Below are 21,054 nucleotides of genomic sequence, written 5' to 3' on the forward strand. Positions count from 1 at the left end.
GGACCCATCATGGCATCCGCGAACGGACCACTCCGCGTCGGCATCGGCGGCCCCGTCGGCTCCGGCAAGACCGCTCTGATGGAGCAGCTCTGCAAGCGCCTGCGCGACACCTACGACATCTGCGCGATCACAAACGACATCTTCACCAAGGAGGATGCGCGCATCCTGACCATGGCTGGGGCGTTGCCAGAAGAGCGCATCATGGGCGTCGAAACCGGCGGCTGCCCGCATACCGCGATCCGCGAGGACGCCTCGATCAACCTCGCAGCGGTCGCTGAGATGCGCCGGCGCTTTCCGCTGCTCGACGTCGTGCTGATCGAGTCCGGTGGCGACAACCTCGCAGCGACCTTCTCGCCGGAACTGGCCGACATCACGCTTTATGTGATCGATGTCGCCGGAGGCGAAAAGATCCCGCGAAAGGGCGGCCCGGGCATCACCCGCTCTGACCTGCTCATCGTCAACAAGACGGACCTCGCCCCCCTCGTCGGTGCCGATCTCGGTGTGATGGAGGCAGATACGAAGCGGATGCGGGGCGCGCGCCCCTATGTGTTCTCTTCGCTGCGCGAGGGCCGTGGGGCGGACGAGGTCACCCAGTTCATCAAGACGGCCGGCGGTCTCGCTTGACCCTGCCTTTGCCGCCCGGTTTGGTTCGGCTGCAACGCCTGCTCACGAGACCATCAGGAACCGCCATGATCCGTCGCCTCATGTCTGTGGCCGTCGCCGGCTCACTCCTCGCGGGTATGAGCACTGGGGCGCTGGCACATCCGGGCCATGACGACGGCCACGGCCTCGCTGCCGGTGTCCTCCATCCCCTCCTAGGAGCCGACCACGTGCTCGCGATGGTCGCAGTCGGCCTGATCGGTGCATTGCGCGGGGGTCGCGCCGTCTGGGCGCTGCCAGCGACCTTTCTGGGTATGATGGTAGCCGGCGCCGGTTTCGGTCTGCTCGGCGTGCCATTGCCCTACGCTGAGGGCGCGATTCTCGCCTCGGTCGTCTTGTTCGGCCTGCTCGCGATCTCCAGCCGGCGACTGCCGACCGTGCTTCTCGCCGGCCTGATCGGCGCCTTCGCGGTGTTTCACGGCTACGCCCATGTGGTCGAGATGCCGGAAAACTCATCGGCGGTGCTGTTCGGTCTCGGCTTCCTCGCCGCGACCGCCTTCCTTCACGCCGTCGGCGTAGCGATCGGCGTTTTCACCAGCCGCACGATTCTTGGCGCTAAGCGGACTGCTGCCAGTTCGCACCGCCCCCTCGAAACGCTGACACCGGCTTCCGACCAAAACTAGCTCGCTGCTCCGCGACCTTCGCATCGCAGGCAGCCACTGCCTGAAATCACAGCCCGAGCGCGAGTCCGTCGCTCCGCGGATCGTGCGCGCCCGACATATGCCCTTCGGCATCGATCACGATGGCACCAGCCTGGCCGGCCAACGGGCTCTGAGCCGGGATCAGGCTGATCGCATGCCCGCGCTCGCGCAGGCCCGCCACAGTCGTCGGATCGACGTCGCTCTCCAGCTTCAGGCTATCGCGTTCGTCGGAAAAAGTGCGCCCAAGCAGGAAGCGCGGGCGAGCCAGCGCCTCGGCTGGATTGAGGGCGTAGTCGATGAGGCGGGTCAGCAGCACGGACAGGGTCTGGGGTTGCCCATCGGCGCCTTGTGTTCCGTAAAGGATGTGCGGGCGCCCGTCCTTCAGGGCCATGCCGGGATTCAGCGTGTAGAATGGCCGCTTGCCCGGCGCGTAGACGTTGGGGCTTGCCGGATCGAGGCTGAAGGCAGCGCCGCGGTTCTGCCAGAGCACGCCGGTATCGCCAACCACGACACCGCTGCCCCAATCGAAGTATGTGCTCTGCAAGACGCTGACGCTGCGCCCCTGCGCATCGGTCGCGCCGAAGAAGACCGTGTCGCCCGTCCGGTATGGCTGCGGCCATTCCAGCGCACGATCGAGATCGACGGAAGCCGCCTTCGCGGCGAGACGGTCCGCGCCAATCCAGAGGTCGTCCGCTGGGGCAATGTAGGCTGGATCTGCGATCTCGCCACGATCGAGAAAGGCCTGTTTCACCGCCTCAACGCAGCGGTGGAAGTAGTCCACGCTACCTTCTTTCACGTCCGACAATCCGAGACGTTCCAGCACGCCCATGATCGCGAGTGTCGTGACGCCCTGCGTGGGCGGTGGTGGGGCCAGAAGCGTCAATCCGCGATAGTCGAGGGAGATCGGAACTTCCTCCCGTGCATGCGTATTACGCAGGTCGTCGGCCGTGAGCGGAGATCCTACTTCGGCGAGGCCCTTGGCGAGACCGGCGGCAAGCTCGCCTTCGTAGAAGTCGCGGGGGCCGTTCTCGGCGATCAGGCGAAGGCTGCGCGCCAGCGCCTTTTGCACGAAGGGCTCTCCGACGCGGGGGACGCGACCCTCGTGCAGGAAGGTTCGGACGAAGCCGGGCCAAGCCGGTAGGTCTGCACGGCGAAATTCAGTCCAGAATGCCTGCGAGGCCGAGAACGGAAAGCCGTTCTCCGCATAGCCGATGGCCGGATCGAGCAGGCTGGCGAGGCTGGTCCGCCCTCTCCAGTGTCGGCGCGAAAAATCCTGCGCGAGGCGCCAGGTGTCGACGACAGCGGCCGATGCGAGGGTCGAAAGCGGGCCGCGCGTCGGAATCGTGCCTGTGCAGGCAGGCGGTGTGGAGGCAGCCTGACCGATGCCGGTGAGCGTGGTGCGCCGCCCCTCGCGATCGGCTATGATCCAAATGGCATCGCCGCCGATGCCGCAGAAGTGTGGATACGTCACCGCGATCACGCCACCGATGGCGATGGCCGCCTCGATGGCGTCGCCGCCCTCGCGCAGCACTTTGAAGCCAGCCTCGCTCGCCAACGTGTGCGGGCTCGTCACCATGCCGCGGTTCGAGCTCGCGAGAATGGGACCGGGCGCACCCGTATCCGGGCAGCCCGCTGTGGCGACAGGACGTGTCATGGCGATTTCCAAGTGGAGACCCTGGCGTCGGGTGGCGCCAGGGAGGACTGTTCGGCGCGCTAGTGCTGCGTTGCCGGATGGGACAGGTTGGTCTCGGGGCGACCCGGATGGTGTGCGCCGAGCGTCGCGGTGAGCCAGGCGTAGACGGGGCCGAGGGCATTCATCGCCATCACCGAGGCGAGCGCCACCAGCGGGTCCTTCGGCACGGGGCCGAAGCCCCCGAAATAGGTCGCGAAGAAGCAGGCGAAGCCGAAGAACATTCCGGGCACGAAGCTCAGCGGCTCGAACCGGCCGAGCGCCATCATCGATCCGTTGAGGCTGAACAGGATTGCGCATTGCGCGAGCGTCAGCGCGGTTCCGGAGAGATGCTGTCCGGCAAAGCCGAAACCGAGCACGATCAGGCAGGCGGTAATGTTGCCGAGCGCCATGGTCGGCCAGATCCGCTTGAGCACTTCCGGCTTCGGGCCGCCGGCGGCGAAGGTGCCGGCCCAGCCGATGAAGATCGCCCAAGGCGGCAGGTGATGCGGAATGAACAGGGTGGTGACGGCGAGGGCGGAGGCGACGATCTCGGCTGGTGGCTTCTTCATGGTGGCTTTCCCTAGGTTCAGGCCCGTTTTCAGGCTTCTGTTTCAGACAGGTTCCGCTTGCATCGGCCGATCGTGCACCTGGCCGCAGCCACGGCAGATCCGGCTGTCGACGGTGGTCACGACCGTGACGCGTCCGTTCTTGAGCACCCAGGAGCGCGGCGGCAGGTCGAGCAGCGCATCGGCGACAGTCTGGGTGTCGAGGATCACGATGTCGGCGCGCTTGCCGACGGCGAGACCATAGGCCTCCGAGATGCCGACTGCCCGGGCAGCATTAATCGTGCCCATCTTGAGGATCTCGGCCTGGTGCTCCGGAGTACCGAACTGGACGAGGTGCGCGAGCAGGTTGCCGATCTGCAGCGGGTCGGCCTTCCCGAAGGGCGTGAAGGCGTTGCGGATGTTGTTCGAGGAATAGGCGACGTTGACCCCGGCCGCATGCAATGCGCGCACCGGCGTCAGCCCCCGCCGGGGCTTCGCCTCATCCTTGCGGCCGCCGAGATAGACGTCGGTGGCCGGGAGTGTGACGATCGAGATGTCTGCCTCGCGCAGGGCATCGATGACGGGCTTGGACTCCTCGGGCTCGAGCGCGCCCATGCTCGTGACGTGGCCGAGCGCGACCCGTCCCTGGTAGCCTGTGGCGATGGTCTTCTCCGCGATGTAGCGGGCAGTGGCGAAGCGCGCATCGCGGGTGTCGTCGGCGAAGTCGACATGCATGTCGATGGGCAGCCCGCGCTTCATCGCAATGTCGAAGACCCGGTCGATATGGGTTCGGGTGTCTTCCGGGGTCAGCTCGTTGTAGGGACAGCCGCCGACGACGTCGGCGCCTGCATCGAGCGCCGCCTCCATCAACTCGACCACGCCGCCCGTCTTGAGAATTCCCTCCTGCGGGAAGGCGACGATCTGCAGATCGATCAGGTCGCGGTATTCTTCGCGCAGTTGCAGGGCCGTCTCGACGCCGATCAGCCCCTGGATCGGGTCGACGTCGGGATGGGCGCGGATCAGCGTCGTGCCGTTACGGACCGCCATCTCCAGGACGCGGCGGGACCGCTCCAGCACATCCTCGCGCTCCTGCTTCGCCTTGAGGATGCCGGTGACGCGGATCGCCTCCTCGAGGGTGCCGGTGCGGGCCGGCATGCGGCGATGCAGGAAGGCCTTGTCGAGATGCAAATGCGGCTCGACGAAGGCCGGCAAGGCAGCGCGCCCACCGGCATCGATCTCTTCGTCGGCTACTTCGGGAATCGCCTCGGCGATCTCGACGATCCGGCCTGCCTCGATGCCGATGTCAACGAGCGGTCGCTCGTCGTCGATGCGGACCCGGCGGATGACGATATCCATGGTGCGCCTCATCCCGTAGTTTGTCCGGCTCGTTGGCCAGCGCGGCGGATCACTCCCTGGCTGCACCATCGCAGGTCACCAAGCTTGCAAACAATCGGCCGTTTCCGGGGGCCCGCTCGGATTATTCCGAGCTGCATCGCAGCATCGGCCGGATGAGTCGGCTCCCGTCTTCGAGAAAGGCAACGCCGCGAGAGCCAAGCACGGCGACGCACCGACTGCAGCCGTTCGAAGCAAAGTGAGTTTTGGCAGCCTACCAATTGGCCCTGGCCGAGTTCGTGAAGAACTGACCGCCCCGAATTTTGCGAGGGTCGCTAGACAAGCAGCCGCCAGAAACATTCGGATAAAAATTTAAGATAACAAACTCTAAAATGCAGGCCTTTATAGGAAAACAACCCGACTCGTATTTCTGGATCGCCCGGCAATCCACAGCCAAGACTCGAATTGTCTCGGTTCCGCATCCGCTGAAACTCATTTTTAATTGATGAGAATCAACGATCAGGAATGCGTAGACTTCTCGCCCTCTCTTCGTGTCAGCTCCTTCGCCGCTTCCGGCGCGATGCGCGCGGTAACGTGGCGACGATCTTCGCGGCGACGTCGATCCCGATCGTCACGATGGCGGGTGTTGTCATCGATTACGGCGCCAATTCCAGCGCACGCCAACAATTGCAGAATGCCGTCGATGCGACGACGCTGTCGCTCGCCAAGTTGCCGCTGTCGCTGACCGACCAGCAGCTCAGTGATCGTGCAAACACGCAAATCAAAGCGGCGATGACAGGTTCCCAGGTGGTGAACCTTACGATCACGACAACGCGGTCAGATAGTAATTACACAGTGACTGCGACCGGCACGACGCCGACGACACTGACGAAGATCGTCGGCTTCAAGACCTTACCTCTGAACGTGACAGGCACGACGAAGCGTGGTTCGGGAAATCTCGAAATCGCGATGGTGCTGGACAACACCGGGTCGATGGCGGGAGCAAAACTCACCAATCTGAAGTCGGCCGCGACGACTATGGTCAACAACCTGTTCGCGCAGGTCGACCCGAGCAAGCCGAATTCCCTGAAGATCGCCATCGTTCCGTTTTCTCAAACCGTGAACGTCGGATCGTCGAACATTTCGGCGAGTTGGCTCGATACGGCAGGGTTGGCCTCGTACCACTCGCAGCTCTTCGCTTCGAAAGTGAATCGATTGGCCCTGTTCGCAGCCATGGGTGTCCCTTGGGGCGGCTGCGTCGAGAGCCGGATGATGCCCTACGACGTGCAGGATACGACGGCGAGCGCCACGGCACCGGACACACTTTACGTGCCCTACTTCGCGCCTGACGAGTCGGACAACGACAGCTATGCGTCGAACGACTATCTCAAGGACTATTCGAACAGCACGAACGACAGAACGCGGCAGGCCTCGATTTCCAAGTATACATCGAATACCTGGACGGTCAGCAAAACCAGCCGCAACAGCTCGACGACCTATCTCTACGGGCCGAATGCCGGCTGCGACATGCAACCGATCACTCCGCTGACCACCTCGCAATCAACCATCACCACCGCATTGTCGAAACTGACCGTGTCAGGCGACACAAACATTCCGATGGGCTTGGTCTGGGGTTGGCACAACCTGTCACCGACCGGGCCACTGGTGAAGGGTGCCGCATATTCGGATCAGACGACGCGGAAGTTCATCATCCTGATGACGGACGGCGAGAACCAGAGCACGTTGAACTACTCGAACAACGGATCGTACTATTCTGGCATCAGCTATATTTGGGCTGATCGTCTGGGCAATTTCAACGAATACAGCAGCAATGCATCGCGGACGGCAGCGCTCGACAGCCGATTGTCGACTCTGTGCACCAACATCAAGGCCGCCGGAATTCAGATCTTCACGGTCAGGGTGGAGGTGACGAGCGGCACCAGCACACTCCTGCAATCCTGCGCGAGTAGCCCGAGCATGTTCTACGACGTTTCGAACTCGGCCAACCTCACTGCAGCCTTTCAAGCGATCGGTTCTCAGATCAGCGAATTGCGGCTCTCGAACTGAAGCCGCCTCCAAACTGATTTCACTAGGCCCCTCGGCCTCTGACTACGCCAGGCCGCGGGCGATGGCGTAGCGCACGAGTTCGGCGGTCGTTCCGGCATCGAGCTTGAGCAGAACGTTGCTCTTATGCGTGCTGACCGTCTTGATGCTGAGATCGAACTCGCGAGCGATCGCCGAGACGGAGCAACCGGCAACCAGGCGATCGAAGATCTGGCGCTCGCGCGGCGTCAGGGCGGTATGCGGCAGATCCGGTTCGAGCATCTGGCGGATCAGGGCCTGCGAGGCGGCGGGGCTCACGACGCGCTCGCCCGCCGCCGTCTTGCGGATCGTTTCGATCAGCTGGTCTGAGGCGCTGGCTTTGGTGACGTAGCCAGTGGCCCCGGCTTTGAGAGCCTCGATCACATATTGCCGCTCTTCGTGCATGCTGAGCACGACGATGCGCGCCGTTCCGGCAGCCGCCACCTCGCGCACGAGAGCGATGCCGCTGCGGCCGGGCATCGAGAGATCGAGAAGCACCACGTCGCAGGCTGCCTCGGAGAGCCGCTCCACGAGGCCGTCGCCCGTCGTCGCTTCGCCGACGATCGCGAAATCGGCCTGTTCGGCGAGAATCTGCTTCAGCCCCTCGCGAAAGATCGCATGGTCGTCGGCAATGAAGAGGCGGATCATCGCGCGGTTTTCCGTCGAGGCCGGCGATCGAGGGGCAGGCGCACGCGGACCGTGGTGCCTGCGCCTGCCTTGCTATCGATGGCGACGCTGCCGCCGAGGAGTCGCGCCCGCTCGCGCATTCCCGCGAGGCCGAGCCTTCCGCTGCCAGAGGCCGCCCGGTCGATACCGCGTCCGTCATCCGAGACCGCGATGAGCAGGGCGTCTTCCTCGTGGCGCGCGCTTACCCCAGCGCGTGTTGCCGCCCCATGGCGCAGGACATTGGTGAGGGCCTCCTGCACGATCCGGAAGGCGGCAGTGCTGACATCCGGGTCGTAGGCCCCGCTTTCCTCGAAGATGAGTGTGATCGGAAGCCCGCTGCGCTCGGCCATGCTCTGAGTCAGCCATTCCAAGGCTGCGCGCAGCCCGAGCTCATCGAGGATCAACGGTCTCAGTTCTGTCGCGATGCGGCGCAGATCGACCACTGCCTGGTCGGCGATGCCGATGAGCCTCTCGACCCTGGCCAGGACGATGTCCGGTTCGCCGAGCCTGTCCCTCATCCAAGCCAGGTCCATCTTGATTGCAGTCAGCGTTTGGCCGAGCTCGTCATGGAGCTCGCGAGCGATCCGGGCGCGCTCCTGCTCACGGGCCTGCTGCTCGAACTCCGACAGCTTTCGCAGTTGCTCGCGCGAGGCGATCAGTTCTGCTTCGGCGGCCTTGCGCTTTGTGATGTCGCGCGAGATGCCGACGGTACCGACGATGTGGTTGTCTTCGTCCCGGATTGGCGACTTGATGGTGTCGTACCAGCGCAAAGATCCTTCCGGGCCGCGCCGCGACTCCTCGTAGCGCCGCCGCTTCCCACTTCGCATGACGGCATGGTCGGTCCTGAGGTAGACCCTGGCGATATCCGCGGGCCAGACCTCTTCGGGAAGCCGCCCGATGACGTCGGCTTCGGCCACGCCAAGAACGTTCAGATAAGTGGCACTGACCGCGAGGTAGCGTGAGTCGCGGTCCTTCAGCCACGCCATGTCGGGGATGTTATCGAGAAGCGCGCGCTCCAGCCATCGATTGCGGCCAGACATCGTAGGCATGATCAACCACCAGGCGGACCACTCCACCGTATGCGCAAGAATTAGCGCAGACTAGCGCGTACAGCCTTCGCGCTTCGCGAGAGGCGCTTTCGTGCGGGGAAAGATTACGGTGCGCCCGGCACGCGCCGCCACGACCACGATACGGGGCGTGCCTCGCCCACGCTGAAGGCAGTCGGCGTGAACCCTCCGTCAGGAAGCCGACTGGGCTTCCCGAAGCGTCCTCTTGGTTTGCAGCAGCAAGTCGAGTCCAAGTTGGATGTCGGTTACGTTTGCTGAATTCAGAACGGATTGCGCGATCTCGCTCCGTAATCCGTCGAGGTCGGCGACTGTCGCTCGGCCGGCTGTCGTCAAGTGGAGGTGATTGGTCCGCCGATCGATCGTTCCGCGGCGCCGCTCGACCAGGCCGAGCACCACCAACTGATCGAGAAGCGGCACGACAGAGATCGGCTTGAGATCGAGGGCGGTGGCGAGTTCGACCTGAGACAAGCCCTCCCTCTCGCTCAGCCTGAGCAGGACCAGCCATTGCGCCCGGCTCGTCCCCCGCGCGCGGGCGCGCCGATCGACATAGCCGCGGAGAATCTGGGCCGTTTCCATGAGCTGCGTCACGAAAGCACGGCGCATCGCGAGATCGGGGGACGGATCCATCGATGGTTCTGCCCGGAAATAATACGGATACACATCATACGTAAGAGGAGAGCCGAAATCGAGTATTTTGCGCGACCTCGGTCACGCAAATGCAGCTCATTACATGAGCATCGCTGAGAGGTGCCGTCTCGTGACCAGATCTGAGGCCAAGCCGCCGAAATCGCGCTTCGCGAAGATCTTCATGACAGCGGTCCTGCTCTGCGTGCTGGCGGGCGTCGTCGTCTTCCAACATTCCATGGATTTGAAGGGGAAGCCGGAAAAGACAGCGCGTCCTCCCGCTTCCGTACCGGTCACTCTGGCGAAGGTCGAAAGCGGAGAGTTCGACACCGTTCTGAATGGGCTCGGCACCATTCAGGCCTTCAATACGGTGCAGGTGAAGTCGCGTGTCGACGGCGAGATCCAGAAGGTCGCCTTCACCGAAGGGCAGACCGCGCACAAGGGCGATGTCCTCGTGCAGATCGATCCACGCCCCTATCAGGCCGCCCTCGACCAGGCGAAGTCCAAAAAGGTGCAGGACGAATCGAACCTGAAGAACGCCCGGCTCGACCTCGACCGCTACACCAAGCTCGGCGATTACGCCTCGCGACAGCAGACCGACACCCAGGGCTCCAAGGTCGCGCAACTCGCTGCACAGGTCGCCTCGGATCAGGCCGCGATCGACAATGCCCAGACCCAGCTCGACTACGCCACGGTGCGCTCACCGCTCGATGGCATCACTGGGTTCCGGCAAGTCGATATCGGCAATCTCGTCAACGGCTCGTCGCAGACGCCGATCGTGCAGATCACCCAGGTCGAACCGATCTTCGCCGTGTTCACCGCGCCCGAGGATCAGCTTCACGCGATCACAACGTCGATGGGGCAAGGCGATGTGCCCGTCGAGGCCTGGAACACGGATGGCAAGACCAAGCTGTCGGTCGGCAAGGTTTCCCTGATCAACAACCAAGTCGACACGGCGACCGGGACGGTGCGGATCAAGGCGGTCTTCGAGAACAAGGATCATGCACTCTGGCCCGGTCTCTCGGTCTCGACCCGTATGCGGCTCGGCAGGAGGCGCGACGCCGTCATCGTACCGGACGACGCCATCCAGCACGGCCCCGACGGGCTGTTCGCCTTCGTCGTGGACGGCGATCGGAAGGCCCACCAGCAGCCGATCACCGCCGGACGCTCCAACGAAGGCCGGACCTTGATCCTGAAAGGGCTCACTCCCGGGCAAACCGTGATCACTGCCGGCCAGTACAAGGTCCAGGACGGCAGCCTCGTCGAGGAGGCGAAGACGCCGAACACGCATGTGGCCGATCAGGCCTCGGCGGATACCGCCAAGGATGCCCGCTGACATGAAGACCGGCATCTCGGGCTACTTCATTCACTATCCCGTCGCGACCACGCTCATCATGGTGGGCGTGCTGTTTCTCGGTGTGGTCGCCTACCCGCTCCTCGGCGTGGCACCCCTGCCTCAGGTCGACTTCCCGACGATCCAGGTCTCGGCGCAGCTGCCGGGCGCCAGCCCCGAGACCATGGCCTCCTCGGTGGCCCAGCCGCTGGAGCGCCAGTTCTCTCAGATTCCGGGCGTCTCGCAGATGACGTCGACGAGCGCGCTCGGCCAGTCCGCGGTCACGGTGCAGTTCGATCTCAACCGCAACATCGACGCGGCGGCTAACGACATCCAGGCTGCGATCAACGCGGCCGGCGGCCAGTTGCCCAAAAACCTGCCGAGCCCGCCGACCTACCGCAAGGTCAACCCGGCCGACTCGCCGATCCTGCTGCTCTCCGCCACGTCCGACAGCCTGCCGATCACCGAGGTCGACGATGCGGTCGACGTCCAACTCGCCCAGCGCATCAGCCAAGTCCCAGGCGTTGCCCAGGTGTTGATCGGCGGCCAGCAGAAGCCGGCCGTGCGGATCCAGATCGATCCAGCCAAGCTCGTCGCCAAGAACCTCTCGATGGAGGACGTCCGCACGCAGCTCTCGCTCGTCACCGTCAACAACCCGAAGGGCAGCTTCGATGGCGCGACGCGCAGCTACACCGTCTACGCCAACGATCAGCTCACGGCAGCCAAGGATTGGAACGACGTCATCGTCTCCTACGTCAACGGCGCGCCCTTGCGTGTGCGTGACATCGGCCAAGCGATAGCAGGACCGGAGGACGTCAAGCAGGCGGCCTGGACCAACGGCAAGCGCGGCGTCTTCCTCGTCATCTTCAAGCAGCCCGGTGCCAACGTCATCGACACTGTCGACCGGATCAAGCAGGAGTTGCCGAAGATCACCCAGGCTCTCCCGGCCGCCATCAAGATCAGCATCCTGAGCGACCGTACAACAACGATCCGCGCCTCAGTCGAGGACGTGCAGTTCACGCTGCTGCTGACGATCGTTCTCGTCGTCGCCGTGATCTTCGTGTTCCTGCGCAGTTTCTGGGCGACGATGATCCCGAGCATCACCGTGCCGCTGGCACTGCTCGGCGCCTGCGGCCTGATGTGGATCGCCGGCTACACCCTCGACAACCTTTCTCTGATGGCGCTGACCATCTCCGTTGGCTTCGTGGTCGACGACGCCATCGTCGTGCTGGAGAACATTAGCCGCTACGTCGAGGAAGGCATGAAGCCGATGGAGGCCGCGTTCAAAGGCGCAGGCGAGATCGGCTTCACCATCGTCTCGATCTCGGTCTCGCTGATCGCGGTGCTGATCCCGCTGCTGCTGATGGGCGGCATCATCGGCCGCCTGTTCCGCGAGTTCGCGATGGTTCTCTCCATGGCGATCGCCGTGTCGGCCTTCGTCTCGCTGTCGCTGACGCCGATGATGGCCTCGCGCCTGCTCAAGGAGCATGGCACTGAGCATCACGGCCGGCTCTACCGGATCAGCGAGCGCTTCTTCGACGGCATGCTCCACGCCTACGAGCGCGCCCTCGACGTCGCCCTGCGGCACCGCTTCATCACGCTGATAACCTTCTTCGCCACGCTGGGGCTGACGGTCTATCTCTTCGTCATCATTCCCAAGGGCTTCTTCCCGCAACAGGATACCGGCCTGATCGTCGGCGTCACCGAAGCCGGGCAGGATATCTCCTTCTCGGCCATGAAGAAGAAGCAGGAGGAGGTCGGCGCAATCATCCAGACCGATCCGGCGGTCGCCACTGTGGCCATGGTGATCGGCGGCAACGGCCAGGCTCTGAATTCGGGCCGGATGTACATCACACTGAAGCCGCGCGACGCCCGTGATGCCGACGCCTTCCAGATCATCTCCCGGCTGCGGCCGAAGCTCGACCGCCTCGAAGGCGTCAAGGCTTTCCTGCAATCCTCGCAGGACGTCAGGACTGGCGCGCGTGCCTCGCGCACACAGTTCGAGTTCACCCTGCAGGATCCCGACCTGTCCGAGTTGAACCTGTGGGCGCCCCGGCTTCTCGACAAGCTCAAGACCCTGCCGGAGCTACGTGACGTCGCCAGCGACCAGCAGACGCGGGGCACCACCCTGACCCTGAAGATCAACCGCGATGCGGCCTCGCGCTTCGGGATCTCGTCGCAGCTGATCGACGACACCCTCTACGACGCTCTCGGGCAGCGGCAGATCGCGCAGTACTTCACGCAGCTCAACAGCTACCATGTCGTCATGGAGGTGCTGCCCGCGCTCCAGGCCTCACCGGACAACCTCGACAAGATCTACGTGAAGTCGCCGCTCACCGGCGGCCAGGTGCCGCTCGCTGCCTTCGCGAGCTGGACCACCGAGCCCGTAGCGCCGCTCTCGATCAGCCACCAGGGCCAGTTCCCGGCGATCACGATCAGCTTCAACCTCGCCAACGGCGTCGCCCTCGGCCAGGCCACCGCTGCGATCGAGCAGGCCAAGCGCGAGCTGAATGTGCCAGCCACCGTGAGCACCGGCTTCCAGGGCACCGCCCAGGCCTTCCAGCAGTCGCTGAGCACGGTGCCGCTCCTGATCCTCGCGGCCCTCTTCGTGGTCTATCTGATCCTGGGCGTGCTCTACGAGAGCTTCATCCACCCGATTACGATCCTCTCGACCCTGCCCTCTGCAGGCGTCGGCGCCCTCGCGGTGCTGTTGATCGCCGGTTACGATTTCAGCCTAATCGCGTTGATCGGCATCATCCTTCTCATCGGCATCGTGAAGAAGAATGGCATCATGCTCGTCGACTTCGCGATCGTTGCCGAGCGTGCCGAGAATCTGTCGCCGGAAGTGGCGATCCGGCGCGCAGCGCTTCTACGTTTCCGCCCGATTCTGATGACGACCATGGCCGCACTGCTTGGCGGAATCCCGCTCATGGTGGCGAGCGGCACCGGCTCGGAGATCCGCCAGCCCCTCGGCTACGCCATGGTCGGCGGCCTCGCGGTCAGCCAGATCCTGACGCTGTTCACGACACCGGTGATCTACATCTATCTCGACAAGCTCGCGCAGCTCTTTTCGAAGGGACATCACCGCACGGTCAGTGAACCTTTACCCGACGAGCAGCAGAAAACATCGAACGCGAACACCCATTATCTACACGCCGCCGAGTAGATCGCTCGGCCTACCGGGCACCTTTCGTGAAGATGTTTGGGTTCGACAGATCACGCTCAAATCTCAACCGCCCAAATCGAGCGGCTGAGTATTTTGGTCGGATCGGATCGCCGTTTCTCCACCATTCGGCATGCTCCCAACTCGGGAGAAGACCGCAGCTCACCAGTCGATCAGCGTGTCGCGAACTTGATGCTGATCGCCGCCTTCGCGGTCAGACCGGGGCTCTGCAGTAGGTTGAGATACTGCGTGTAGCGCTTGTCGAAGGCGTTCTGCAGGATGAAGTCCGCCTTGACGCGGTCATTGACCTGATAGGACGCGAAGAAGTCCACCAGACCGTAGGCCTTGGTCGCCAGGATCGTGGCTCCGGCCGGAACGTTGAGGCGGCTGTCGACGAAGGTCAGGCGGCTGCCCACGGTGAGGCTGTTCTCGAGGAAGCGCAGCCCGATCGTGCCGCTGACTCGGTCCGGCGCCACCGTCAGCAACGACTGGCGGGTGGCCTTATCGCGGCCCTCGGTATGGGTGGCCGCGACCGAGACGAAGCCGCCGCCCCAATCGTAGGCGCCCTCGAGTTCGACGCCCGATAGCTCGGCCTGGGCCACGTTGAGGTACTGGAACGACTGGACCGGGATCACGCAGGGAAACCGCCCCGGAATGCGGGCGCAGATCGAGGCGGGGATGCCGGGGATCGCCGGGACGAAATAGGTCGGCCCGACCCCGGAGATGTTGATGAAGTTGTCGACCTCGTTCTGGAACACGTTCGCCTTCGCGCGGAAGGTGTCGCCGGGCGTGAAGATGTCGCCGTACTTCAGGTTGACGCCGCCCTCGATGTTGTGGGCGACCTCGGGCCGCAGGGTCGGGTTCGGAAGGATGTTGAAGGCCGGGAAGGGGTGGATGCCCTGGACGAGCGTCTCGGTGATCGAGGGCGCGCGATAGCCCTCGGCGTAGGTGCCGTAGAGCTCGATGCCCGGCAGCGGCGTGACGCCGACGGTGATCTTCGGCGAGATCCGGTCGCCAATGGAGCGGAAGGTGCCGCCGGACAGGTCGTAATGGTCGTAGCGCAGGGCGCCGATCACGCGCAGCCACGAGCTGTAGCGGACCTCGTCCTGGATGAAGGCGCCGGCGAGCGTCCGCTGACCCGAGGGCGTGAACGCGCCGCCGAAGCCGCCCGCACTGTCCGTGGTCTTGACCTGGTCGAACACCGCATCGCCACCGACGGTCAGGGCGTGGCTGAGCGCCCAGGTATCGAAGCGCGACGTGTTGTGAATATCGAAACCGCTGGTCTCGATGTCGTAGTTGATCCGGTTGCCGGCCTTCACGCCCAGATTGCCGTAGACCCCGCTGGCGGAGTCGTTGAGGAATGTCAGCGTGTTGTGCGTGGTCGTGTAGTAGCCCTTCGCGCTGAAATCGATCAGCGGCGTTTCGGGCCGCGCGAAGCGGTAGCCCAAGGTATAGGTGTCGGCCTGCACCGCATTCGCGAAGCGCGCGCCGGCATTGCTCGAGCCGTTATTGGTGAAGTCGAAGTTCTGCAGCAGCGCCGTACCGCTGATCTCGTGGCCCTCCGCCGGCCGGAGGTTGACCTTGGCAAGGCCCGAGGTCAGCTCGTTGCCGGTGTCGCGCACCAGCGTTCCCATGCCGTCTCGGTAGGGGTCGTTGTTGCGGTAGACGAACTGGCCGAACACGTCCGCACCCTCGCCGATGCGGGCACCCATCGAGGTTGAGTTCAGGAATTTCTGGCCGTTAGTGCCGAAGCCCTGCTTCTGCACGACGCCCGCCCTCTCGTCCGGGTTCAGGATGTCGTCGATCGAGCGGGTGCGGAAGGCGACGACACCGCCGATCGCGCCGGAACCGTAGATGGTCGAGGTAGGGCCGCGGGTGATGTCGATGCCGCCGACGAGTTCGGGGTCGAGGTAGAACACGCCGTTGGCGCTGTGGCCCGAGGTCTGGAAGTTCTGGCGCGCACCGTCGACCAGCACGTTCACGCGGCCGAAATCCTGGAGGCCGCGGATGTTGATGGCCTGGGCCGGATCGTTCTGGTTTTCCTGCGTGGTCACGCCGGGCACGTCGCGCAGCACGTCCGACAGGCGGCTCGGCTGGATGCGGTCGATCTGCTCGCGGGTGACGACGCTGGTGCCGGAGAGCGCGTCGATTGCTTTCTCCTCCGTCTTGGTGGCGGTCACCGAGATGGTGTCGAGGCTGACGAGTTCCGCAGGCGCGACGACAGAAGGGGCAGCGTCGGTCTGCGCCTGTGCAACGGCGATCGACAGCAGGGAGACGCCGGCCACGAAGACGGGACGGCAGGACGAGACACGGGGGGAGCGCATTTTCGGGTTCCGCGAGACAGCACGCAGCGTGGGGAAGGTCGACTGGCTGGCTGGCGGAGGGCTGGCTGGCTGAATATCGTGATGCGTTCAGGCTAAGGCCAAGGTCAACGAAACGCTTTCATCCGTAATTTAGTGGCAGTCTAAGCACCCTCTACAGGAGACTTAAATCGTTCCAAGTCGATATCACAGCCTTGTGAGTTGTGGTCAGCTTGCAACAACTTTGCGAGGAAGGATGAAGGGTTGACCGGTGGGAGGCGTTCGCCCGACTGGCCAATCGACGCCGAACACCGCCGCGATCAGATCGTCGCGCAGGATCTCCGCGGGCCGCCCTTCGGCGACGAGACGACCGCCATCAAGCACCAGAAGGCGATCGGCATAGGCCGCTGCGAGGTTCAGGTCGTGCAGGATCGCCACCACACCGACCCCGCCCCGACAAAGCGTGTGCACGGTTTCGAGGATGGCGCTCTGGTGGCGCAGGTCGAGGCTCGCGGTCGGCTCGTCGAGAAACAATACCTGCCGCTGCGTCACCGTTCGGCCGGCGGCGAGCTGGCAGAGCACACGGGCGAACTGCACCCGGGCCTGCTCGCCGCCCGACAGACTCTGGTAGGCCCGCTCGGCAAGATGCAGCATGTCTGCGTGGCGGAGAGCGTCGGACAGGATCGTCGCCCTGTCCCCGCGCGACAGGCCATGGCCGATCCCATCGAGGCCGATCCGCGCCACCTCGGCGACCGAGAAGGGAAAGGCGAGCCGCGCGCTTTGCGGCAGAACGGCGCGCAAGCCGGCGAGGCGCCATGCCGGAATGTCGGCGACGGCCTCGGTCCCGTAGGCAACGCGCCCTTGCGTGGGTGAGAGCTCGCCGCAGAGTATACGAAGAAGCGTGGACTTTCCTGCACCATTCGATCCGACGACGACGTGCAGCGCGCCCGGCTCGACCGAAAGGGAGATCCCATCGACGAGGGTGCGCTCGCCGATCCGGAACGAGAGTTCGGTCGCGGTGAGGAGCGCGTGCTCAGACATCGAGAGTCCGGCCACGTCCGAGAAGCAGCCAGAGGAAAACCGGTGAGCCGATCAGCGCGGTGACGATGCCGATGGGCAGTTCAGCAGGCTTCACCACGATGCGGGACACCACATCCGCCAGGACGAGAAGGGTCCCACCGAGCAGGGCACAAGCCGGCAGCAGCCGGCGATGCTCCGGACCGATCAGCAGCCGCAGGAAGTGCGGCACCACCAGCCCGACGAAGCCGATGATCCCGGCAACCGCAACGCTCGCACCGACGGCCACCGCAACGAGCAGGATGACGCCGCGTTTCAGCCGCTCCACGGATATGCCGAGGTGGAAGGCCTCCGCCTCACCGAGTACCAGCGCATTGAGGCCGCGCCCGAGAAAAGGCACGGCGAAGAGCACTGGCAGGATCGCCGGAGCGGTGGCGGCAAGCTTCGTCCAACTCGCGCCGCCGAGGCTGCCGAGCGTCCAGAAGGTCAGGTCGCGCAACTGCCGGTCGTCGCTGGCGAAGACCAGCAGTCCGGTCATCGCTCCGCCGAAGGCAGCGAGCGCGATGCCTGCGAGCAGCATCGTCGCAACGGACGTGCGGCCGGACCGCGTCGCGACGAGATAGAGCCCGACCATTGCCGCGAGACTGCCGAAGAACGCCCCGATCGGCAGGACCCAGTAGGGCAGCGGCGGGGGCAAGCCGACGGCAGCAAGAGCGGCATCGCCGAGTACGATGACGCAGGCGGCTGCGAGGCCGGCACCGGCCGAAACGCCGACCAGGGCAGGATCCGCCAGCGGATTGCGAAACAGGCCCTGCATGAGCGCGCCCGACACGGCCAGCGCCGCCCCGACCAGCAATCCGAGCAGGGTCCGCGGCAGACGGATGCCCTGCACGATGAGGGCATCGCGCGTCATAGTCGGATCGTCGACGCTTCCCGTCAGCACGGCGATAATCCGAAGCGGCGAAATCGGGATCGCTCCGACGCCGATCGAAAGCACGGCGGCGCCCACGGTCAAAGCTGCGAGACCGAGAAGCACGACGAGGCTGGACCTCTCTGCTCGGAGCAGGAGCGCAGTCCGACCCTCGGCCTCAGTCATGGGCTAGGTCAGGATAGAAGACGCGCATCAGATCCCGAGCCGCCTCTGGCGTTCGCGGTCCGAACCCGAGGAGGTAGAGACCGTCCATCGAGACGTAGGCATCCTTCTTTGCTGCCGGCGTCCGGCTCAGCGCGGTGCCCGGCGCGAAGACGCTGTCACGTCCGGGCGCATCGGGGCCACTGCGCATCACCACCACCACGTCCGGCGCTGCCGCGACGATGGCCTCGTCGGTGATCAGCTTGAAGCCGTCGATCTCCGAGGCTGCGTTTTGCGCGCCGGCGAGCGTCAGGATGCCATCCGCCGTGCTGTTGCGACCGCCGACCATGACGCGCCCATTGGCCATCGAAAGGATCACGATCGCCTTCGCCGGGCGCGTGATGCGGGCCCGCTCGCGGGAGAGAGCAGCGAAATGCTCTCCCACATCCTTGGCGAGGATCGCTGCTGCGTCGCGGAGGCCGACGAGACGCCCGATCGTGATGATCCTGTCGAGCACGCCCTCGGGGGTCGGCGGCTCCTTGATCATCGAGATCGGCACACCGGCCTCGCGAATGAGAGCCAGCACATCCGGCGGCCCCGCGCCTTCGGCTGCGATCACGATGTCGGGCTTCGTCGAGAGCAGCCCCTCCGCGGACAGGGCCCGGAAGTAGCCGACATTCGGCTTTTCGCGCAGCGCCTCGGCCGGATGGAGGCTGGTCGTGTCGATGGCCACGATCCGGTCTGCGGCACCGAGGCGGTAGAGCGTCTCGGTGATGGCTCCGCCGAGTGACGCAATGCGCTTGACCTCGGCGGACGTGCCTTCGGTGGCCCCGCCAGGGTGCGGCAGACTGGCGGTGGCAAGCAGGCCGGCGAGGACGACGCGGCGTGAGACGGACGAGCTCGTCATTTGGTCAGGATCAACTTGTCGTTGGTGGTCAGCCGGAGCTGATAGCGCTCGTTTCCGTGCAAGATCGTCAGCTGGCGACGGCCTTTCAGCAGGTTCATCGAGCTAACCACATCGCCATGCGTGGAATCTCCGCCGACGGTATCGCCGCCCACATCTTTGCTCTTGTTATAATTATCAACTCTAATCTCTGGATCATCAGGACTCATGAGACAGGTCTCTTTTTAATTATTCAAGTTTCAGGAACAATATTTCCATTATTCTCCAGTACGAGGCGATCACTCGTCCTGCAAGCCGCATTCTTATCGGTACTGAACGGCCCCGTCCGGCGGACAGGGTCCGCCATTTCGGCGGCGCTCATCCGGGAGCGCCGAGCGGCAAAGCGGCCAGCCGCTCGCTTCCGCGCTAGATCGTGGTTATTCCACGCAGCCCGCTACTTGAGAGGACCCATGTTCACCCACGTCATGATCGGCAGCAACGACCTCGAGCGGGCCCGGGACTTCTACGACGCCACTTTCGCCGCCTTGGGTGGCAAGCCCGGCAGGATGGATGAGAGAGGCAGGCTGATCTACAAGCACGAGGGCGGTCGCCTGATGATCACGAAACCGATCGACGGCAAGTCGGCGACCGCAGCCAATGGCGGGACGATCGGTATCGCCGCCTCGAGCCCTGACCATGTTCGTGCGTGGCACGAGGCAGGCACCAAGCATGGCGGAACCTCGATTGAGAGCCCGCCCGCCGAGCGTCCGAACGGGGCCTTCGTCGCCTATCTTCGCGATCCGGACGGAAATAAGCTCACGGCACGGTCTCAGCCGACGAGATGATGATCTCGCATGCAAGGCCACGACAGCGTGGCCGATCGGCCGAGGAGCGACCTTCGGGTGCCTCGGCCCGGATCCGCATTCAGGGAGACGTCTGACGCCTTCCGCGAAAGCGCCGGCGCACTAAGTTGCTCTCATTTCTGGGAAAATCTGGTGCTGCGAGAGAGGATTGAACTCTCGACCTCTTCATTACCAATGAAGTGCTCTACCACTGAGCTACCGCAGCATGCGGGGACGAGCGAAGCGGCTCCGTCCGGCAGGTGGCGGCTCTAACGGATCGGATCGGGCTTGGCAACGGCCTCGACGACACGTTTCGCGTCGATCCGTTGACGGACTCGGAAGCCATGTCTATAGAGCCGGCTCTGCCTCCGGACGCGCTTCGCGGACCGGCAGCGTCGCTTTTGCCTGATCACCCCTGACGCGTCGACCAGATGCGCGCCCATCGAGGCCGCTGCGGTGTCGCCCATAGAGACGAGGATGCCCCATGGCCAACACCGTGTCGGCCAAGAAAATGACCCGCAAGATCGCCAAGCGCACGGCGATCAACCGCTCGCGCCGCTCGCGGATGCGCACCTTCGTCCGCAAGGTCGAGGAGGCCATCGCTTCCGGTGATCAGACTCAGGCCGCCGCCGCCCTCCGCGCCGCCGAGCCCGAGCTCATGAAGGCTGCCCAGAACGGCATCGTTCACAAGAACAACGCCTCGCGGAAGGTCTCGCGCCTCGCCGCTCGCGTGAAGGCGCTCGCCGCCTGAGACGCCGTATCGGCATCGCTGACGAAAAGAGCCCGGCCCTCGCGCCGGGCTTTTTCGTGGCTGTAAGCCAAACTGGCGTTCTCGGATCGCCGCATCAGCTTAATCGACGCTGACACCGCCCTGAAATCGCACCCGACGGGCGGGACGAGATCGTGGGCCTCTGCTGCTCCCGCGCGGGGGTCGGAACCGGCGCCGCAGCCCATTCGAAGGTTCGCCTGGCTTCGCTCGCGCCCATCACCGGCATCCGAGTCGCCAACAGCTTGCCCCCTGGTTTTCCCCGAGGGGTCGGAAGTTGTGCACAGATTCGTCGGACTTGTCCCAGCGAGCCTCTTGCGGCCCCGGCCAAGCAGTCCGTTTAGACCGCGTTAACGCTAATCTGAATCGATTCAGTTGCGTCGAATGCA

The 21,054-nt window shown here is 64.4% G+C and carries 18 protein-coding genes and 1 tRNA gene; 7 read left to right on the forward strand and 12 right to left on the reverse strand.

Annotated elements, in window-relative coordinates; all coding sequences use genetic code 11:
* Nucleotides 1-6: 6 nt before the first annotated feature.
* Nucleotides 7-624, forward strand: coding sequence for an urease accessory protein UreG (ureG, locus tag HCU64_RS00285; RefSeq protein ID WP_233382846.1), 618 nt, complete (start codon nucleotides 7-9; stop codon nucleotides 622-624).
* A 65-nt stretch (nucleotides 625-689) separates the two neighbouring features.
* The gene (locus HCU64_RS00290; protein WP_233381815.1) at nucleotides 690-1,283 is read left to right on the forward strand and encodes a HupE/UreJ family protein; all 594 of its coding nucleotides are present in this window, start codon (nucleotides 690-692) and stop codon (nucleotides 1,281-1,283) included.
* Between the two features lie 46 nt (nucleotides 1,284-1,329).
* On the opposite strand, the gene HCU64_RS00295 is transcribed toward HCU64_RS00290, so the two are convergent.
* From HCU64_RS00295 to HCU64_RS00305, 3 genes are all read right to left on the reverse strand, one after another.
* Nucleotides 1,330-2,877, reverse strand: a complete 1,548-nt coding sequence (locus HCU64_RS00295) for a gamma-glutamyltransferase family protein (RefSeq protein ID WP_233382847.1) — start codon at nucleotides 2,875-2,877, stop codon at nucleotides 1,330-1,332.
* A gap of 137 nt (nucleotides 2,878-3,014) precedes the next feature.
* The gene (locus HCU64_RS00300; protein WP_233381816.1) at nucleotides 3,015-3,542 is read right to left on the reverse strand and encodes a DUF1097 domain-containing protein; all 528 of its coding nucleotides are present in this window, start codon (nucleotides 3,540-3,542) and stop codon (nucleotides 3,015-3,017) included.
* Between the two features lie 42 nt (nucleotides 3,543-3,584).
* Nucleotides 3,585-4,874, reverse strand: coding sequence for an amidohydrolase family protein (locus HCU64_RS00305; RefSeq protein WP_233381817.1), 1,290 nt, complete (start codon nucleotides 4,872-4,874; stop codon nucleotides 3,585-3,587).
* A 501-nt stretch (nucleotides 4,875-5,375) separates the two neighbouring features.
* Here HCU64_RS00305 and HCU64_RS00310 point away from each other — a divergent pair.
* Nucleotides 5,376-6,917, forward strand: coding sequence for a TadE/TadG family type IV pilus assembly protein (locus HCU64_RS00310; RefSeq protein ID WP_233381818.1), 1,542 nt, complete (start codon nucleotides 5,376-5,378; stop codon nucleotides 6,915-6,917).
* Nucleotides 6,918-6,959: 42 nt separating this feature from the next.
* Here the strand turns inward: HCU64_RS00310 and HCU64_RS00315 are convergent, their stop codons facing one another.
* The 3 genes from HCU64_RS00315 to HCU64_RS00325 form a co-directional block, all read right to left on the reverse strand.
* The gene (locus HCU64_RS00315; protein ID WP_233381819.1) at nucleotides 6,960-7,580 is read right to left on the reverse strand and encodes a response regulator transcription factor; all 621 of its coding nucleotides are present in this window, start codon (nucleotides 7,578-7,580) and stop codon (nucleotides 6,960-6,962) included.
* Nucleotides 7,577-8,647, reverse strand: coding sequence for a PAS domain-containing sensor histidine kinase (locus HCU64_RS00320; protein ID WP_233381820.1), 1,071 nt, complete (start codon nucleotides 8,645-8,647; stop codon nucleotides 7,577-7,579). The genes HCU64_RS00315 and HCU64_RS00320 overlap by 4 nt, the downstream gene beginning before the upstream one ends.
* Before the next feature lie 189 nt (nucleotides 8,648-8,836).
* Nucleotides 8,837-9,292 (reverse strand): MarR family winged helix-turn-helix transcriptional regulator, encoded by a 456-nt coding sequence (locus tag HCU64_RS00325; protein WP_233381821.1) that lies wholly within the window; start codon nucleotides 9,290-9,292, stop codon nucleotides 8,837-8,839.
* Nucleotides 9,293-9,473: 181 nt separating this feature from the next.
* Here HCU64_RS00325 and HCU64_RS00330 point away from each other — a divergent pair, with 181 nt between their 5' ends.
* The gene (locus HCU64_RS00330) at nucleotides 9,474-10,625 is read left to right on the forward strand and encodes an efflux RND transporter periplasmic adaptor subunit (RefSeq protein ID WP_442785910.1); all 1,152 of its coding nucleotides are present in this window, start codon (nucleotides 9,474-9,476) and stop codon (nucleotides 10,623-10,625) included.
* A 1-nt stretch (nucleotide 10,626) separates the two neighbouring features.
* Complete coding sequence (locus HCU64_RS00335; RefSeq protein ID WP_233381822.1) at nucleotides 10,627-13,788, forward strand: efflux RND transporter permease subunit; 3,162 nt, start codon at nucleotides 10,627-10,629, stop codon at nucleotides 13,786-13,788.
* Between the two features lie 170 nt (nucleotides 13,789-13,958).
* Here HCU64_RS00335 and HCU64_RS00340 read toward each other — a convergent pair whose 3' ends face one another.
* The 5 genes from HCU64_RS00340 to hemP all read right to left on the reverse strand — a co-directional run bounded on the left by HCU64_RS00340 (nucleotide 13,959) and on the right by hemP (nucleotide 19,287).
* A complete protein-coding gene (locus HCU64_RS00340; RefSeq protein ID WP_233381823.1) occupies nucleotides 13,959-16,109 on the reverse strand; it encodes a TonB-dependent hemoglobin/transferrin/lactoferrin family receptor in 2,151 nt (716 codons plus the stop codon).
* A 204-nt stretch (nucleotides 16,110-16,313) separates the two neighbouring features.
* The gene (locus HCU64_RS00345; RefSeq protein ID WP_233381824.1) at nucleotides 16,314-17,126 is read right to left on the reverse strand and encodes a heme ABC transporter ATP-binding protein; all 813 of its coding nucleotides are present in this window, start codon (nucleotides 17,124-17,126) and stop codon (nucleotides 16,314-16,316) included.
* The gene (locus tag HCU64_RS00350) at nucleotides 17,119-18,198 is read right to left on the reverse strand and encodes a FecCD family ABC transporter permease (protein ID WP_233381825.1); all 1,080 of its coding nucleotides are present in this window, start codon (nucleotides 18,196-18,198) and stop codon (nucleotides 17,119-17,121) included. The genes HCU64_RS00345 and HCU64_RS00350 overlap by 8 nt, the downstream gene beginning before the upstream one ends.
* Nucleotides 18,191-19,081, reverse strand: coding sequence for a heme/hemin ABC transporter substrate-binding protein (locus HCU64_RS00355; protein ID WP_233381826.1), 891 nt, complete (start codon nucleotides 19,079-19,081; stop codon nucleotides 18,191-18,193). The genes HCU64_RS00350 and HCU64_RS00355 overlap by 8 nt, the downstream gene beginning before the upstream one ends.
* Complete coding sequence (hemP, locus tag HCU64_RS00360) at nucleotides 19,078-19,287, reverse strand: hemin uptake protein HemP (protein ID WP_233381827.1); 210 nt, start codon at nucleotides 19,285-19,287, stop codon at nucleotides 19,078-19,080. Before hemP ends, HCU64_RS00355 begins: the two co-directional genes overlap by 4 nt.
* 240 nt (nucleotides 19,288-19,527) lie before the next feature.
* On the opposite strand from hemP, the gene HCU64_RS00365 reads away from it, so the two are divergent.
* Complete coding sequence (locus tag HCU64_RS00365; protein ID WP_233381828.1) at nucleotides 19,528-19,902, forward strand: VOC family protein; 375 nt, start codon at nucleotides 19,528-19,530, stop codon at nucleotides 19,900-19,902.
* A gap of 148 nt (nucleotides 19,903-20,050) precedes the next feature.
* Here the strand turns inward: HCU64_RS00365 and HCU64_RS00370 are convergent.
* Nucleotides 20,051-20,125 (reverse strand) — tRNA-Thr (locus HCU64_RS00370).
* 258 nt (nucleotides 20,126-20,383) lie between these two features.
* On the opposite strand from HCU64_RS00370, the gene rpsT reads away from it, so the two are divergent.
* A complete protein-coding gene (rpsT, locus tag HCU64_RS00375) occupies nucleotides 20,384-20,650 on the forward strand; it encodes a 30S ribosomal protein S20 (protein ID WP_147046803.1) in 267 nt (88 codons plus the stop codon).
* The last annotated feature ends 404 nt before the right edge of the window (nucleotides 20,651-21,054 follow it).

It is taken from the genome of Methylobacterium sp. C25, from assembly GCF_021352225.1.
Classification (GTDB): domain Bacteria; phylum Pseudomonadota; class Alphaproteobacteria; order Rhizobiales; family Beijerinckiaceae; genus Methylobacterium.

Coding starts and splice junctions, on each gene's coding strand:
- HCU64_RS00290 (WP_233381815.1), top strand. CDS start 690: ATGATCCGTCGCCTCATGTCTGTGGCCGTCGCCGGCTCACTCCTCGCG.
- HCU64_RS00330 (WP_442785910.1), top strand. CDS start 9,474: ATGACAGCGGTCCTGCTCTGCGTGCTGGCGGGCGTCGTCGTCTTCCAA.
- HCU64_RS00335 (WP_233381822.1), top strand. CDS start 10,627: ATGAAGACCGGCATCTCGGGCTACTTCATTCACTATCCCGTCGCGACC.
- HCU64_RS00305 (WP_233381817.1), bottom strand. CDS start 4,874: ATGGATATCGTCATCCGCCGGGTCCGCATCGACGACGAGCGACCGCTC.
- HCU64_RS00300 (WP_233381816.1), bottom strand. CDS start 3,542: ATGAAGAAGCCACCAGCCGAGATCGTCGCCTCCGCCCTCGCCGTCACC.
- HCU64_RS00345 (WP_233381824.1), bottom strand. CDS start 17,126: ATGTCTGAGCACGCGCTCCTCACCGCGACCGAACTCTCGTTCCGGATC.
- HCU64_RS00350 (WP_233381825.1), bottom strand. CDS start 18,198: ATGACTGAGGCCGAGGGTCGGACTGCGCTCCTGCTCCGAGCAGAGAGG.
- HCU64_RS00365 (WP_233381828.1), top strand. CDS start 19,528: ATGTTCACCCACGTCATGATCGGCAGCAACGACCTCGAGCGGGCCCGG.
- HCU64_RS00355 (WP_233381826.1), bottom strand. CDS start 19,081: ATGACGAGCTCGTCCGTCTCACGCCGCGTCGTCCTCGCCGGCCTGCTT.
- HCU64_RS00320 (WP_233381820.1), bottom strand. CDS start 8,647: ATGCCTACGATGTCTGGCCGCAATCGATGGCTGGAGCGCGCGCTTCTC.
- hemP (WP_233381827.1), bottom strand. CDS start 19,287: ATGAGTCCTGATGATCCAGAGATTAGAGTTGATAATTATAACAAGAGC.
- rpsT (WP_147046803.1), top strand. CDS start 20,384: ATGGCCAACACCGTGTCGGCCAAGAAAATGACCCGCAAGATCGCCAAG.
- HCU64_RS00315 (WP_233381819.1), bottom strand. CDS start 7,580: ATGATCCGCCTCTTCATTGCCGACGACCATGCGATCTTTCGCGAGGGG.
- HCU64_RS00295 (WP_233382847.1), bottom strand. CDS start 2,877: ATGGTGACGAGCCCGCACACGTTGGCGAGCGAGGCTGGCTTCAAAGTG.
- HCU64_RS00310 (WP_233381818.1), top strand. CDS start 5,376: ATGCGTAGACTTCTCGCCCTCTCTTCGTGTCAGCTCCTTCGCCGCTTC.
- HCU64_RS00340 (WP_233381823.1), bottom strand. CDS start 16,109: ATGCGCTCCCCCCGTGTCTCGTCCTGCCGTCCCGTCTTCGTGGCCGGC.
- HCU64_RS00325 (WP_233381821.1), bottom strand. CDS start 9,292: ATGGATCCGTCCCCCGATCTCGCGATGCGCCGTGCTTTCGTGACGCAG.